Below are 15,288 nucleotides of genomic sequence, written 5' to 3'. Positions count from 1 at the left end.
CCTCCTAATATTTAAATTTAATTTCTTTATTTTTATAACCACAAATTTTATATACTCCATCTTTAAAATCAATATCATTATTCTCACAATAAATTTCTTTATTAAACTTTATGTACTCTTCATCTTGTTTACAAAGAAAAGTTATTTCATTGGGATTTTTATTTACAATTTCACATGTTGAATATATTAATTCTAATTCATCATTTAAATGTAGTTTATAAGGTAACAATAAACCACTTCGGCCACTTATTCTTATTTTTTTCTCATCAAATATTTTAGAATTATTTATAATAAGTTCTATATCTTTAGTATAATCATCTAAATTATGTAAAAATATCAAATATCCATTATTTATTCTTTTTAATCTAACATCAACATCTTTAGTTTGTATTATCTTTTTTATTCCAAAAAACTTTAAAAGTTTATCTACATGTTCTATATGATGATTATATTGCATGTCAAAATTAATTCCTAAAACTAAAACATTACCTTTCCCTTTATTTTTTTCAAAAGCTACAACCTCGTTTTTCCCAGAAGTTCCAAGCACTTTAAAATCTCCATCAAAAACCTGAGTATTATTAGTTGCGATACTATCTGTATCTAATACCTTTATAAAATCATATGTATATTTTTTAATTATAGAAACTTCTAAAAAATCTTTTAGAATACTACATTTGTTTCCGTACATATCATATTCTGGAATTTCAGGGTATAATAATAAATTTCCTCCTTTTTCTAAAAATTCTACTAATTTTAATTGTGTCATTTTATCCATGTATTTAGTAGAAAAAACAATTAATTTGTTCATATCTATATCTATTTCATCATTCAATAAATTAATTCCCTTTACTTGGTAATTGTTTAATAAAATTCCTCTTAAAAAACCATAATACAATGCCGAATTTCTTTGTTTTTTAATATGATTTGCTATTTCATTGTTATAATTAAATTCTGTTTTGAAATAATCAGGATAAATGCCGAAAATTACATCATATTCTTGTGTTGAATTTAATATCTCATTTTCTAAAGCTTTTAAGGTTTTTATAGTATTTTTTATATAATCATATGAAATTCTTGTCTTACCATTAGGTCCTATAGGAGCTTGCCAATCATGATATTTATTAAAGATCCATATATCATCTTCAAAATGCTCTCCACCTACAAACATGTAATAATTAATACATTTCATTCCCGTGCTAAAGCATATTCGAGTATTTAATGCATGACTGGTAGGTTGAAGTTTAGGATAACTAAAGATTGAACCGGATTGAAATTCTGCTGAAAAAAGAGGTTGTTCTTTATTTTGCATTACTTCTGTAAATAAATTTGATATAATTAAATCCGTATAATTTTCCGGAACTGGATTTCCAATATAGTAATCACCAGCAGTAAGTACATTTTCTATTTTCAAAGCTTCTTTTAATTGAGATAACCCTATAGGATATTCATTACCTCTTTTTGCATAATCATGTGTAGTAAATCCATGAACATTTATAACAAAAGGAACTTTAATATTATTAGTAAAAGAAATAAGTTTTTCAAAATATTTTTTATAATAAATTCTCATAAAATCCATAAATTTATTTTGAATTACCATATCTTCCTTAAAATTAATGGGAACGTCTTTGTCAACCCCTATATATTCTTTGAACATATTTAGTGTAAACTCGCTGAAGTCTGGTTGATTTGTAACCCAATTCAACATTCCAACTTCATTATCTAATTGGAACATAATAACTGTTCCATCTTCTATAAATTCTTTTATCTCATCTAATATTACTGAATACCATTTTTCTACTAAATTTAAGAAAGTTGGATGCAATAACGAAACTACTCTAGTTGGATGGATATTCCCATCAATATCCTTTGCAACTACTTCAGGATATTTTTCATATATCCAATGAGGTAATCCTTCATTTTTTAATTCTGACATAACATATGGACCTGGCCTTACTAAACAAAATAATTGTTCTTCTCTAATTAAAGATAAGAATTCTTTTATATTTTTATTACCTTCAAAATCAAAGTTATTTTCAGTTTTTTCGTGTATTATCCAAGGAATATAAGTACTGACAAGATTAAAGCCTGCAGCTTTAATCTTTTTAATTCTATCTTTCCATTCTTCTTTTTTTACTCTGAAGTAATGTAACTCACCACCAATAATCATTTTAGGAGAATTGTCAATATAAATATTTTGGTTTTTTATCGAAATAATAGTAATCACCCTTTCAAAATTCAGTGAAACGTTTCGATAGAATTATATACTATTTAACATATTTTTCAAAACATAGTATTTGGAGCAAATAACAGATTTTTGCTTATAATCATATTTAATATATTATATATAAAAATATTCATCATTTATCTTTTTATCGAAACGATTCATTATATGATATAATTGAATTGAAAGGAGTGAAAATATGGCTACAATAAAGGATGTTGCTAAATTAGCGGGCGTTTCTATTTCGACAGCATCTTATGCATTAAATGGAAATGAAAAAATTAGTGAAGCAACTAAGAAAAAAGTTTTAGAAGCAGCTAAAAAATTAAAATATAAACCAAACCAATTTGCGAAGAATTTAAAACAAGTGAAAAATGACTTTATTGCAGTTGTTTTGAATGAAGCTTTTGGCCCTTTTTATGATAATTTAATAAAAGGAATTCAAGATAGCGCTTCTTTAGCAGGGTATGATATTATAATATTTTTAGAAAGTGGCCTTACTAAAAAAACTTTAATCAACTTTTTTAAACAAAAAATAATTAAAGGAACTATAATAATGTCTTCTACAATAACAAATGATGAAATTGATGAAATATCAAAAGAAAAGATTCCTATAATACTATTAGACAGAAAATGCAAAAACTTAAATGCTTCAAGTGTTTTAATAGATAATGAAAAAGGTGCATATTTGGCAACAAAACATTTAATTGAACTAAATCATAAAAAAATAGCATTTATAAGCGGACCAAAAGATTCCTTTGATAACAATCAACGATTAAAAGGATATAAAAAAGCATTAAAAGAATTTAATATACCATACAATCACTCATTAATTATAAAGGGTGATTTTACAGAAAAATCTGGTTATGAATCAGTAAAAAAATTTATTAATAAAACTAAAGAAATTCCTAGTGCTTTTTTTTCTTCGAATGACGAAATGGCAATAGGAGCCTTAAAAGCTTTTGAGGAATTAAATTTAAAAGTTCCAGAAGATATATCCTTAGTAGGGTTTGATGATATAAAAGAATTAAATTATATAGAACCAAAATTAACTACTATAAAAAGACCAATGTATGAGCTTGGCTCTCATTCAGCACATCTTTTGTTCAATTTAATTCAAGGAAGATCTTCTAATACAAATTTATTATTAGACGTCAATTTAATAATAAGAAATTCTACCGCTAGATACAAAGGAGATAGAAAATGATTGAAAAGCTAATTAAAAAAATGACTTTAAAAGAAAAAATTGGACAATTAGTTCAATTTGGAAAATTAAAAGAAGAGCAATTAAAGCTTTTAAAAAATGGAGAAATAGGTTCTTTTTTAAATGTATATTCTCCTAAAAAGATTAATGAATTACAAAATAATATCATGAACTCAAAAAATCCCATACCATTATTAATAGGTGATGATGTTATCCACGGCTATAAAACTATTTTTCCTATCCCTTTAGCTTTAAGTTGTAGTTGGAACTTAGAATTAATAGAAAAAACTTGTGAAATTACTGCAAGAGAAGCCGCCGCAGATGGCATAAACATGATTTTTGCACCAATGGTAGATATTTCATATGATCCAAGATGGGGAAGAGTTGCTGAAGGAAATGGAGAAGATCCATATTTAGGTACAGAAATAACAAAAGTACGAGTAAGAGGATTACAAAAAAATAATTGGGATGATTTACCTCACGTTACTGCTTGTGTTAAACATTATGTTGGCTATGGCGCTGTAGAAGGTGGTAGAGATTATAACTCTGTCGATGTATCAGAAAGAAAATTAAGAGAAATATATTTAAAACCATTTATTGGAGCTATTGAAGAAAATGTAGGTTCATTAATGGTTTCTTTTAATGAATTTAACGGAATTCCTCCTTCAGCAAATACATATTTAACAAAAAAAATATTAAGAGAAGAGCTTAATTTTAATGGCGTTGTTGTAAGTGATTGGGAATCTATAAAAGAAACTATATTACATGGTGTTTCAAAGGATGAAAAAGAAGCTGCTTTAAAAGCATTATTATCAACAGTTGATATAGATATGAATTCAGCTGTATATCTAAATAATTTAGAAAATATAATAAAAGAAAATCCTGAGTTAGAAAATTTAATTGATGATGCAGTATTAAGAATATTAAAATTAAAAGAAAAACTAAACCTCTTTGAAAAACACATCATCCCAGAAAATAATGCAAAAGAATTTAGAAAACCAGAATATGTAAATATTGCTAGAAAAGCTGCTTTAGAATCTATTGTTTTATTAAAAAACGAAAATAATATTCTTCCATTAAAAGGAATTAATAAAATAGCTTTAATTGGTCCTTTAGCTAATGATAATCATTCGCCATTAGGTTGTTGGTCATGCAAAGGTGAAGAAAGTAATGTCGTAACTGTATTATCTGCATTTCAAAACAATACTGAATATGAAATAATGTATGAAAAAGGTTGTGATATTTTTAAATATAACGAAGAAGAAGCTAATAAAGCATTAAATATAGCTTCTAAATCTGATGTAGTTGTAGCTGTTTTAGGTGAAACTAAAGAAATGAGCGGTGAGAATAATAATAGAAGCAATATTGAATTACCTGTTGCACAAAAAAGATTATTAAAAAAACTAAAGAAAGTTAATCCAAATATAGTTTTGGTATTATTAAACGGAAGACCTTTAACTTTAGAATGGGAAGATAGAAATATTCCAGCAATTGTAGAAGCATGGCATTTGGGAGATGAATCTGGTAATGCTATTGTTGATATATTAACAGGAAAATATAATCCATCTGGAAAATTAACAATGACATTTCCAAGAAAAATTGGGCAAATCCCTATATATTATAATCATAAAAATACTGGGAGACCATATGTGAGAAATTATCTTGATACAAAAAATACACCTCTTTATCCATTTGGTTATGGTTTAAGTTATACAAATTTTGAATATAGTAATTTCCAAGTAGAAAAACAAGAAGATATAATAAAATTGAAAGTTGATATAACTAATACTGGAAAAGTTTTAGGAGAAGAAATTTGTCAGATATATTTTAGAGATGTATATGCTAGAGTTTCAAGACCTGTAAAAGAATTAATTAGATTCAAAAAAATTAACTTAAACCCTGGTGAAACTAAAACTATATCTTTTGAAATACATATATCAGAACTTTATTATTTAGATGAAAATTTAAATTTAACTATTGATAATGGAAGTATAGAATTTTTTGCTGGTACTAATAGCCAAAAACTTTTAAAGCAATCAATAGAAATATAGAAGAGGCAATTCCTCTTCTATATTTTAAAATTAATCCAAACATTTCTTTTATAATGACAGTATGGTTGTTTACCTGTCCTAACATAATAATCCTGATGATAATCTTCTGCTGGATAGAATTCTTTTGCTTTTTCAATAGAAGTTTCTACAGTGTATTTCTCTTCTAAAATCTTTTTTAATTTTTCTGCAGTTTCTTTTTGTTTTTCATTTGTATAAAATATTACACTTCTATATTGAGTTCCAACATCGGGCCCTTGCCTATTATATTCTGTAAAATCATGTATTTCAAAAAAGTACTTAATCAACTCTTCATCAGAAATTATATCTTTGTCATATATAACTTTAACAGTTTCAGCGTGTCCTGTTCTTCCTGTACAAACATCTTCATATGTAGGATTTTCTAAATGGCCTCCCATGTATCCAACTTCTGTATCAATAACACCTTCAAGTTTTTTAAATAAATGCTCTACACCCCAAAAACACCCAGCTGCAAAATAAATTATATCTTTATTCATATCATCTCTCCTTATTTAATTATTTTAAATTTATACTCATTACATATATTATATTGTATTTTTGTTAATTATTTGTTATAATCTTTGTAAAGGTAATAGTTAGGAGGACTAATGAAAAAAATACTTTTATTAACTTTTATATTAGCTTTGGTACTGTATTTTCCTAAAAATGAATACAATCATTTTTTTGATATTTCATCTAAATTCGCTTTAATACCGAAATTAGATGAAAATTATGTTCCTCAAGGTTTAAGCTATTTTAATGATTGGATTATCATCTCATATTATAGTAATGAGAATAATTCAAGTATTTTGGTTGTATTAGATAAAAACACTGGAGAATTTATTAAATACTTAAGTATCTACTTTTCAAACGGGAAACCATATACAGGTCATGCTGGCGGAATAGCTGTTAGCAAAAAATATGTATGGATATCTTCTGATTATCATCTATACAAGATAAGAATAAATGATTTAATTAATACTGAATCTGGAAATAAAATTACTATTATAGATAGTTTTAAAATTCCAGTAAAAGGTGCTTTTGTTCAATATTATAATAATCATATTTGGGTGGGAGAATTTTATCATTTTTATGATTATCTAACAAATCCATCTCATAGGTTAATTAATAGAAAAGGTACAGAATATAATGCATGGATAACTGGTTTTTTATTAGATGAAAATGAAAATATTTCTTCTCTTGAATATATATTATCAATACCAGATATTGTTCAAGATATAGAATTTACTGAAAATTATATAGTTTTAAGTAGATCATATGGTAGAAAAAACGATTCAAAATTAGAATTTTATCCTAATGTTTTAAATGAAAAACCACATGGAAAAATAAATAATATTCCTCTTTGGTTTTTAGACAATCCAGTAAAAACAATAAATATTTTACCTATGTCAGAAGGTATATCAAAAATAGATAATTCTTTATATATTTTATTTGAATCAGCTGCTTTAAAATATATTCATTCAGGAAAATATCCAACAAAATATATATGGAAACTTAATTTAGAAAAGTTGGTGCTTAAATGATTTTAGATATATTTTAACCTTAATTCCTAATGTATATAAGGCTGGGAAATGGGCATATAGCCCTTCGGGCGTGCCAATGGCAGTATTAACTGGTAAAATTGCTGCAGATAAAATTTGAGGTGATAATATGATTAAGATGGCTTATTTTTCAGGAACAGGAAATACTGAATATGTTTCAAAGCTATTAAAAGAGAAATTAGACTCTATGGGGAAAAAAGTTGAAATAACAAAAATTACTTTAAAAAATTATGATTATTCTATAGATGATTGCGAATTATTTATATTGATATATCCTATTCATTCTTTTGATGTTCCTTGGCCAGTATATAAATGGCTTAAAAATATTAAAATTAATAGTGTAAAAACTGCCATTTTATCTGTTTCTGCAGGTGGATATATACCTACAAATAGTGGTTCAAGAATAAAATTAAAGAAATTCTTTAATAAAAAAGATTGTGAGATTTTTTACGAAGATGATATTCAAATGCCTTTAAATTGTATTAAACCAATGGAAGAAAAAGAAATATATCAAATCTTAGAAAAATTACCTAATAAGATTGAGGAAGTTGCTAATAATATTGTAAATAATGTACCAAAAAGCACAAATGTACATTTTAAAGGTTTAATGTTATCTAAAGTTTCTACATTTCAAAACTTTTTTGCAAAAATATTTGCAAAAGGTTATGTAGTTAATGACAAATGTAATTTATGTCAATTATGTATAAATAACTGTCCCACTAATAATATATTTTTAAAGGATAATAAAATCAAATTTGGAATGAATTGTTCACTTTGCCTAAATTGCATATATAATTGTCCTCAAAATGCTATAGAGCAAAAAAAATTTTCATTTATGGTTTTAAAAGACGGGTATAATTTGAAAAAATATATAAATGATAAGGTATAATATCAATAGAGAGAGGTCTATAAAAATTGGAGGTGATTAAATGAAAAAATGTGGAAGAGAAGTTTTAAAATCAAATTGGAAAATGTTAGAAGTTGAAAAGCCTGATAGAGCTAAAAAGATACCTATACCTCCATATATTAAGCCGTATGATGAAAATGGAGAATTTATAGATTTAATTCCACCAGAAAATATTAAACTTGGAGATATTGATATTAGAAGCGTTTTAGAAAATAGAAAAAGTAGAAGAACTTTTGAAGATAAACCTTTAACCTTAGAAGAATTATCTTATTTATTATATTATACTCAAGGTGTAAAAAGTATAGTAAAAAATAAAGTTACTTTTAGAACTGTCCCTTCTGCTGGTGCAACACATCCTCTAGAAACATATTTATTAATATTTAATGTTGAAGGTATAGAAAAAGGGTTATATAGGTATATTCCAACAATACATAAGCTGTTATTAATAAAAAAAGGAGATTTTTCTAAAGAAATAGTAGATGCAACCTTAGGTCAAACATTTATTGGAAAAAGTGCTGTTGTTTTTGTTTGGACTGCTATACCTTATAGAACCGAATGGAAGTATTCATTTGAAGCGCATAAGACTATTGCTATTGATGCTGGACATGCTTGTCAAAATTTATATTTAACTGCCGAATCAATTAATTGTGGGACTTGTGCGGTTGCAGCTTATGACCAAGAGGCAATGGATAAATTAATAGGTGTTGATGGAAATGACGAATTTGTTGTTTATTTAGCTCCTGTTGGAAAAATAAAATGATATTATATATTAAAATAGTGGAATAGCGCTTTTGCTATTCCACTATTTTGTTTATCCTTTCTATAAAAAAATCTTTGTCGATTGGTGTAAATATATCTTGAGGATATAAATATATATTAGCAAAAATTTCGTCTATAGGGTCTATTACTAATTTTAAGTTTGTTCCATTTATATAGTCAACAATTTCTTTAAGTAATTTCACGGAATCTTTATTATCTGTATTTATTTTGAATTTCCATGTTTCTATTTTTTCTCCTTTTATTTCCAAAACTTCTATCTCATATTTATCCACAAAATCACTCCTTTAATATATTGTATACTTTATCAATATTATCTTTAAATGTTGCTATTATTTCACCTTTTGAAATATCAAATTCTTTTTGGGATATGCTATAAACTTCCATTCCAGCTTCTTTTGCAATTAAAACACCTGCAGCTAAATCCCATGGGCCTAATCCATATTCCCAATATCCATCAATTTTACCTTCAGCTAACATACATAATTCTCCAGCTGCACTACCTAAAATTCTTACTTCATGAATATTTTTTTGAACTTTAGATATTGTTTCATAGGCTTTTTTAAATAACTCTTCTTCATATGGCCATCCAGTTACAAACATTGATTCACTTAATTTCTTATAATCATTTCTAAATAACCTAACTCCATTTAAATAAGAGCCTTTACCTTTTTCTGAATAATATAATTTGTTTGTTTCAGGTAAATATACAACACCATATTTAATTGCTCCATCATCCATCATTCCAATAGATATGGAATAAAAATCCATTCCATGAACATAGTTTAATGTTCCATCTAAAGGATCAATTATAAATACTTTTTTACCATGCTTTAATAACCTTTTATCTCCATTCCATGTTTCTTCCGCTAAAATAATCGCATCAGACATTTCATTCATTATAATATCTACTATTAATTTTTGGGATTCTAAATCCGCTTCACTTACTAAATCAGAAGATGATTTTTTTGTTTGAATATTTTTTAATTTCTTCTTTTTCATTAAAAGAATATCCCCTGCTTCTTTTGCAGCTTTTATCATTATCTGCAAAATATCCATATTATCACCCCGATATTTCCTTTTTAATTTTTTGAGAATACATGTGGGCTAATCTTGTTGGTTCTGGAATTTTGTATTTTGATGTATATTCCAATGTTATTTCTTTTGCTTCATTAATCGTTATGTAATTCCCAGGAGACACAAAAACAGGTTTTACTTTTTCCCGTGTTCTTAAAACTACTCCTATTTTATTTTTACTTTTATCATATAAATATGAAAAACATCCCTTTTGAATACAAGGTTCATCATATGTACCATATAATCTTGATTTAGCTATACCAATTGTAGGTAGGTTTATAAAAAAGGAACCATGAGTTGCAATGCCCATTTTTCTTGGATGGGCTATTCCTTGACCATCAAAAAATACTAAATCTGGCTTTGTTTTTAATTTTTTCCATGCTTCTAAAAACACAGGTAATTCCCTAAAAGCTAATAATCCAGGAATATATGGAAACTCTATTTTTTGGTAATGATAAACTAAATCTACTAATTTAAACGTTTCATCTATCACTACAATTATTGCAATTCCAAGATCATTTAAAAAAGACAAGTCTACACCTGCTACTATTTCAGGAAATTTATTAAATGGTTTTAGTTCCAATTTATCTATTAAATTTTTTTGTATTTCAATACAATGTTTAGGATTCAAATTTTTAAAATCATGAATATTAATTATTTCCATTTTCTATTAAAACCACCGCATATGCTTCAATACCTTCATTTTTCCCGCCAATTCCTAAACCATTACCAGATTTACCTTTAATATTAATTTGAGAAATATCAATATTCATTAATTTTGCTAAAGTTTTTTTTATTTCATTTTTATATGGATTCAACTTAATATATGAAGTTACTACTGTTGTGTCAATATTTATTATCTTAATATCTTTTAGTTGTTCCATTGTTTTTTTTAGCAGTATTTTACTATCAATATTCTTATACTCTTCAGTTTCTGGAAATAATTCACCAATATTTTCCATACCTAATGCACCTAATAGTGCATCTATAATAGAATGAATAAGGACATCCCCATCAGAATGTCCTTTTAAACCTTTATTAGAAGGTATTTCAACTCCACCTATATATAATTTTTTATTATTTTCAAATGGGTGAACATCATAACCAAACCCTACTCTCACTATTTTAACCTCACAGGCATTACAATATACATATATGAATCATCGCCAACAGGTTTTATCATTGTTTGAGAGCTTTCGCTTGTAATATTAAATTCCACTTCAGATGTACCAATATGATCTATGGCTTCTCTTAAATATTTTGGTGAATAAGCAATAATTATATCTTCACCTTCTTTTTCGATTTCTAATTCTTCAACAGCTAACCCTACTTCTGGAGATTTTGCGGTTAATTCCATAATACTATCTTTTATTTCCATTTTTACCTGATCATTTTTTGCAGCAATTGAAACCCTTTTTAATACTTTTAAAAATAAATCTGTTGAAGTAATAACCTTTGTTTTAAATGCCTGAGGTATTATTCTTACATAATCAGGAAATGTTGCATCTACAACATTCAAGATAATTTCTATATTATCATCATCAAGGAAGAACAATACTCTTGCACCATCGAAAAATAATTCAACATTTTCCGTTTTAGAGCTTCTTAACACATTCAGTAGCTCTTCCATACTCTTTAAAGATAATAAAAATGATGGTGGTGTGTTAACTATGTCCATGGATAATTCAGATAAAGCTAATCTATATCCATCTGCAGCTACTAATGTTAGATATCCACCTTCCCTGAAATCCCAATATATTCCATTTAAATTCCTTGACACATTTTCTGAATCTCTTAATGCACAAAATATTACTCTTTCTATCATTGATAATAACTTTTGTCTTTCAAAAGTAATTATTCCCTCTTCAACTTTATTGGGAACTATTTCCGGAAATTCATCTGGATCCATTGTTGGTAATAAAAACTCTGATTTTCCTGCTATTACCTTTATATTTTTATCTTCTAAATATATGTCAATACTTTCAAAACTCAAATTTTTAATTATATCCATAAAGTTTGTTGCATCTATAACAAATTCTGGTTTTATTTCTTTTTTTACTATATCTTCAAATAACACTTCATTGTTTTCTTCCACAATATCTTCATTTTCATCTATAGCTTCATTTTCTTTTGTTTCTGTTTCAGATTCAAATAAATCATTAGTAACTTTTTCAACTTTTTCAAAGATTATATTTTTAATAACACCATGAAATGCTGTTTGTAAATCCGTTGCATATAAATGCAAATCATTTTCTTTAACAGAAAACTTAAAGCCAGAAAGTACTGGGTTAGTAGTTTTTTTCGCTACCGCTTTAGATGCCATATCCATCAGAGAATTTAATTTATTTCTTTCTACCTGTAATTTATATATCATTTTTCAACCTCCTCTATTATATTTTTTTCTTATAATCTATTTTACAATAAAAAGGGCATAAAAATCAAGCTTTTAACAAAATTAAGGTATAATATATTTAAAGCTAATAGAATAATTTTATTGAATCTAATACACAAATAAAAGGGAGGTATATAAATGACTAATCGTCCAGTAATTCTAGGGCATAGGGGATATAGAGCAAAATATCCTGAAAATACTATTTTAGCTTATAAGAAAGCTTTGGAATGTGGTGCAGATGGTGTAGAATTAGATGTTCAATTATCAAAAGATGGCGCTTTAATTATTCATCACGATGACAATTTTGAAAAAATTACCGGAGATAAAACAAAGATTAATGAATTAACCTCTAAAGAAATAAAAAAGATAAAAATTGAAGGAGAATCTGTTCCAACATTAGAAGAGGTATTTATAAAGCTTCCAGATTATGCATATATCAATGTTGAAATAAAAGATGTAAAAGCAACAGAGATGGCATATAATACGGTAAAAAGTTTTAATGCTTTAGAAAGAGTTTTGTTTTCTTCTTTTAAACCGGAAGCATTAAAAATATTAAGAAAGTTAGATAAAAACGTGGATTTAGGACTTTTAATTGAAGATAAAGAAATGGTCGAACAAATTATTCCTTTACATAAAGAATATGGATTTTATTCCATTAATTTACCTGTTGAAGGAATAGAAATGCTTGGCTTGGATAATTATAAAAATCTTATTTCTCAATTTATGGAATTAGGACTTCACATAGTATTCTGGACATTAAATGACATTGAAACATTAGAAAAATTAAAAGGATATTTTGATGCTATAATAACTGATAATGTCGAATTAATTGTTAATTATTATGAAAAAAAGTAGCTGGATTTTTCCAGCTACTTTGTATTATACATCAAAGAAATTTTTACATTTTTAACCCATAAATCCGCTGACAATTCTTTATCATCACTACTACAAAAAGTCCAAAAAATAATCCTCAAATATTCTGCTTTTTTGTTTTGGGCAAGGTCTTTAATATCAAAAGAGATTTCAAATGGTTTATATACAGAAGCATATAATCTATTTATCCATTTATGTTTTTCAAATGGGTACGCATCTGTTCCCCAAGCATATGCAATTCTATTAATTTCTTTTTTATTTTCATCAAGCACAACAAAAATAATTCCTGCAATAGCATACTTCTCTTTTGATAACTTCAAAGATTTTGTTGTAAATCCCATTATATCAGAAGAAAAGAAAATATTTGTATTATTAGAATAAGGTAATTTAAAATCTTTATATAAATTATTTTCTGTATACCCGTCTTTATGTATTCTCAACCATTTTTGGTCATCTACTTTATCAAGATATATCAAACTTCCTTCTTTTCTTCTTCCACCAATTTTCCAATCTTTATAATTTTTTGACATTTCATATTCATAATTAAACTTTTCTTTTATAATCTCTACTTTTACAAGACTACTTTTTGGAATTTTGATTAAATTGCTTTCTTGCTGAACAGTAAAAATACCCTTTTGATATTGAATCAAATTTCCAGAAATAATTTTTCCATCTTTCAAATAAAATTTTTCACCAAAAGCAAACAAACTCGTAATAAGAATTAATAATATTAATATGCGTTTCATTTCCTCTCCCCCTTTTTTATTGATATAATTAATTATATCATATATCAAAAAATTCCAAATCTTCTTTGAGAATATTCATTGCTATATCTCTATCAATTGTTGAAATCACTCCAATTGGAGCAAAAATATAATTTCTATCATATCCAATCTTTTTTATATCTTTTGGTAATAATTCATAAGGGTATTTTTTATGTTGCCATATTATAGAACTCATTATATCTTTATTAAATCTGGATCTTGTTAATACACCACCAGTTCCAAAAATATATTTTATTGCTGTTAAATCTTTTCCCTGTGCTATTGTCTTTCTACCGAGCGGAGTATATATATGTTTTTTCTTTCCAGCATGCCTTCTAATTCCTTCAACAAAACAATATTCAGCTAATGTTGCCATAAATCTTTCATTTTTTTCGCTTTTCGGATATGGAGATATTTCTTTTACCAGTTCATCATAATTTTCAAACTTTTCTCTTAAATTATTTTCACCAATTAAATCTATTACGGTATGAGCATTTACAAATACTCCCATATCACCTTCAACAGTTCTTTTGGATACCGGTTCAGGGGAAGTCATTATACTCTGTATTTCAGGATCACCTTCGGTAACAGAATCAACATCTGTTGTTGCTCCGCCAATATCTACAGTTAATACATGTTCATATAACTCACTTAATAATTGCGTTGTTCTCATTACTGCTGCTGGAGTAGGAATAATATTTTCGTCAACATATTCTTCTATTTTTTCCATACCTGGTGCATGAATTATATGTTCTGCAAATACTTCTTGAATTACTTTTCTTGCAGGTTCAACATTTAACTGATCTACTTTAGGATACACATTTTCCGTAACATATAACTTTTTATTTGATAATATTTCTTTGATTTCGTCAACAACAGATACATTTCCTGCATAAACAATGGGGCTATTCAACGGTAAATCTCTTAATAGTTCAGCATTATGTAATACAGTTTCTTCTTCACCATAATCCACGCCACCAGCTAAGAATATAAGATTAGGTTGTATTTCCATTATTTTTTTTAAATGTGATTTTCTCATTTTTCCTGCAGTAACATATTTTATAACTCCACCTGCACCTAGAGCAGCTTCTCTTGATGCTTTTACAGTCATATCGTATACAAGGCCATGAACAGTCATTTTTAAGCCACCTGCTGCAGAAGAGGTGGCTAAAAATTTATTCCATGATATTTTTTCTCCTAATTTTTTTTCAATTACTTTTAATGCTCTTTCAATACCAATTGTAATATCTCCTTCGTTTATAGTTGTATAATGTTCTCCTTGAGCTAAAATAATAGGTTTTTTGGTATCTATTTTATCAAAAGCAGTTACAATAGTTGTAGTACTTCCAATTTCTGCTGTTAATAAATCTACTTTCATTTATTCACCTCTTTCTTATATTTTATATTATTATATCATATAAGAAATTAGAAGTACAAATAAT

The 15,288-nt window shown here is 26.6% G+C and carries 15 protein-coding genes; 6 read left to right on the top strand and 9 right to left on the bottom strand.

The annotated features are described in order from the left end of the window. Nucleotides 1-4: 4 nt before the first annotated feature. Complete coding sequence (locus JRV97_RS09615; protein ID WP_280998403.1) at nucleotides 5-2,224, bottom strand: beta-galactosidase; 2,220 nt, start codon at nucleotides 2,222-2,224, stop codon at nucleotides 5-7. A gap of 196 nt (nucleotides 2,225-2,420) precedes the next feature. On the opposite strand from JRV97_RS09615, the gene JRV97_RS09610 reads away from it, so the two are divergent. Continuing rightward, entirely contained in the window at nucleotides 2,421-3,428 is a 1,008-nt protein-coding gene (locus tag JRV97_RS09610) for a LacI family DNA-binding transcriptional regulator (protein WP_280998401.1), read from the top strand. Further along, a complete protein-coding gene (gene bglX, locus JRV97_RS09605) occupies nucleotides 3,425-5,476 on the top strand; it encodes a beta-glucosidase BglX (protein ID WP_280998399.1) in 2,052 nt (683 codons plus the stop codon). Before JRV97_RS09610 ends, bglX begins: the two co-directional genes overlap by 4 nt. Before the next feature lie 17 nt (nucleotides 5,477-5,493). On the opposite strand, the gene msrA is transcribed toward bglX, so the two are convergent. Beyond that, nucleotides 5,494-5,991, bottom strand: a complete 498-nt coding sequence (gene msrA / locus JRV97_RS09600) for a peptide-methionine (S)-S-oxide reductase MsrA (protein ID WP_280998397.1) — start codon at nucleotides 5,989-5,991, stop codon at nucleotides 5,494-5,496. 111 nt (nucleotides 5,992-6,102) lie between these two features. Between msrA and JRV97_RS09595 the strand changes: the two genes are divergently transcribed. The 3 genes from JRV97_RS09595 to JRV97_RS09585 all read left to right on the top strand — a co-directional run bounded on the left by JRV97_RS09595 (nucleotide 6,103) and on the right by JRV97_RS09585 (nucleotide 8,723). Continuing rightward, the gene (locus tag JRV97_RS09595; protein ID WP_280998395.1) at nucleotides 6,103-7,038 is read left to right on the top strand and encodes a hypothetical protein; all 936 of its coding nucleotides are present in this window, start codon (nucleotides 6,103-6,105) and stop codon (nucleotides 7,036-7,038) included. A gap of 127 nt (nucleotides 7,039-7,165) precedes the next feature. Continuing rightward, nucleotides 7,166-7,945, top strand: a complete 780-nt coding sequence (locus JRV97_RS09590) for an EFR1 family ferrodoxin (RefSeq protein ID WP_280998393.1) — start codon at nucleotides 7,166-7,168, stop codon at nucleotides 7,943-7,945. A gap of 40 nt (nucleotides 7,946-7,985) precedes the next feature. Next, nucleotides 7,986-8,723 (top strand): SagB/ThcOx family dehydrogenase, encoded by a 738-nt coding sequence (locus tag JRV97_RS09585; RefSeq protein WP_280998391.1) that lies wholly within the window; start codon nucleotides 7,986-7,988, stop codon nucleotides 8,721-8,723. Between the two features lie 34 nt (nucleotides 8,724-8,757). Here JRV97_RS09585 and JRV97_RS09580 read toward each other — a convergent pair whose 3' ends face one another. The 5 genes from JRV97_RS09580 to dnaN are packed head-to-tail and all read right to left on the bottom strand — an operon-like array spanning nucleotide 8,758 to nucleotide 12,191. After that, nucleotides 8,758-9,015, bottom strand: a complete 258-nt coding sequence (locus tag JRV97_RS09580) for a hypothetical protein (RefSeq protein ID WP_280998389.1) — start codon at nucleotides 9,013-9,015, stop codon at nucleotides 8,758-8,760. 4 nt (nucleotides 9,016-9,019) lie between these two features. Then, nucleotides 9,020-9,799, bottom strand: coding sequence for an inositol monophosphatase family protein (locus JRV97_RS09575; protein ID WP_280998387.1), 780 nt, complete (start codon nucleotides 9,797-9,799; stop codon nucleotides 9,020-9,022). Between the two features lie 4 nt (nucleotides 9,800-9,803). Continuing rightward, nucleotides 9,804-10,481 carry an endonuclease V gene (nfi, locus tag JRV97_RS09570; protein ID WP_280998385.1) on the bottom strand — a complete coding sequence of 226 codons (678 nt, stop codon included), beginning with the start codon at nucleotides 10,479-10,481 and terminating at the stop codon, nucleotides 9,804-9,806. Beyond that, nucleotides 10,468-10,941 carry a 2-C-methyl-D-erythritol 2,4-cyclodiphosphate synthase gene (gene ispF, locus JRV97_RS09565; RefSeq protein WP_407081590.1) on the bottom strand — a complete coding sequence of 158 codons (474 nt, stop codon included), beginning with the start codon at nucleotides 10,939-10,941 and terminating at the stop codon, nucleotides 10,468-10,470. Before ispF ends, nfi begins: the two co-directional genes overlap by 14 nt. After that, complete coding sequence (dnaN, locus tag JRV97_RS09560) at nucleotides 10,938-12,191, bottom strand: DNA polymerase III subunit beta (RefSeq protein WP_280998379.1); 1,254 nt, start codon at nucleotides 12,189-12,191, stop codon at nucleotides 10,938-10,940. The genes ispF and dnaN overlap by 4 nt, the downstream gene beginning before the upstream one ends. A 156-nt stretch (nucleotides 12,192-12,347) precedes the next feature. On the opposite strand from dnaN, the gene JRV97_RS09555 reads away from it, so the two are divergent. After that, entirely contained in the window at nucleotides 12,348-13,064 is a 717-nt protein-coding gene (locus JRV97_RS09555; RefSeq protein ID WP_280998377.1) for a glycerophosphodiester phosphodiesterase family protein, read from the top strand. Nucleotides 13,065-13,078: 14 nt separating this feature from the next. Here the strand turns inward: JRV97_RS09555 and JRV97_RS09550 are convergent, their stop codons facing one another. Both JRV97_RS09550 and JRV97_RS09545 read right to left on the bottom strand, forming a co-directional pair. Further along, complete coding sequence (locus JRV97_RS09550; protein WP_280998375.1) at nucleotides 13,079-13,828, bottom strand: hypothetical protein; 750 nt, start codon at nucleotides 13,826-13,828, stop codon at nucleotides 13,079-13,081. Between the two features lie 37 nt (nucleotides 13,829-13,865). Further along, nucleotides 13,866-15,224, bottom strand: a complete 1,359-nt coding sequence (locus JRV97_RS09545; protein WP_280998373.1) for a GlmL-related ornithine degradation protein — start codon at nucleotides 15,222-15,224, stop codon at nucleotides 13,866-13,868. Nucleotides 15,225-15,288: the final 64 nt, after the last annotated feature.

Source organism: Marinitoga aeolica (genome assembly GCF_029910535.1).
Lineage (GTDB): Bacteria > Thermotogota > Thermotogae > Petrotogales > Petrotogaceae > Marinitoga > Marinitoga aeolica.
Note: the sequence above shows the minus strand (reverse complement) of the source record. Positions and strands in the feature narration are given on the sequence as shown.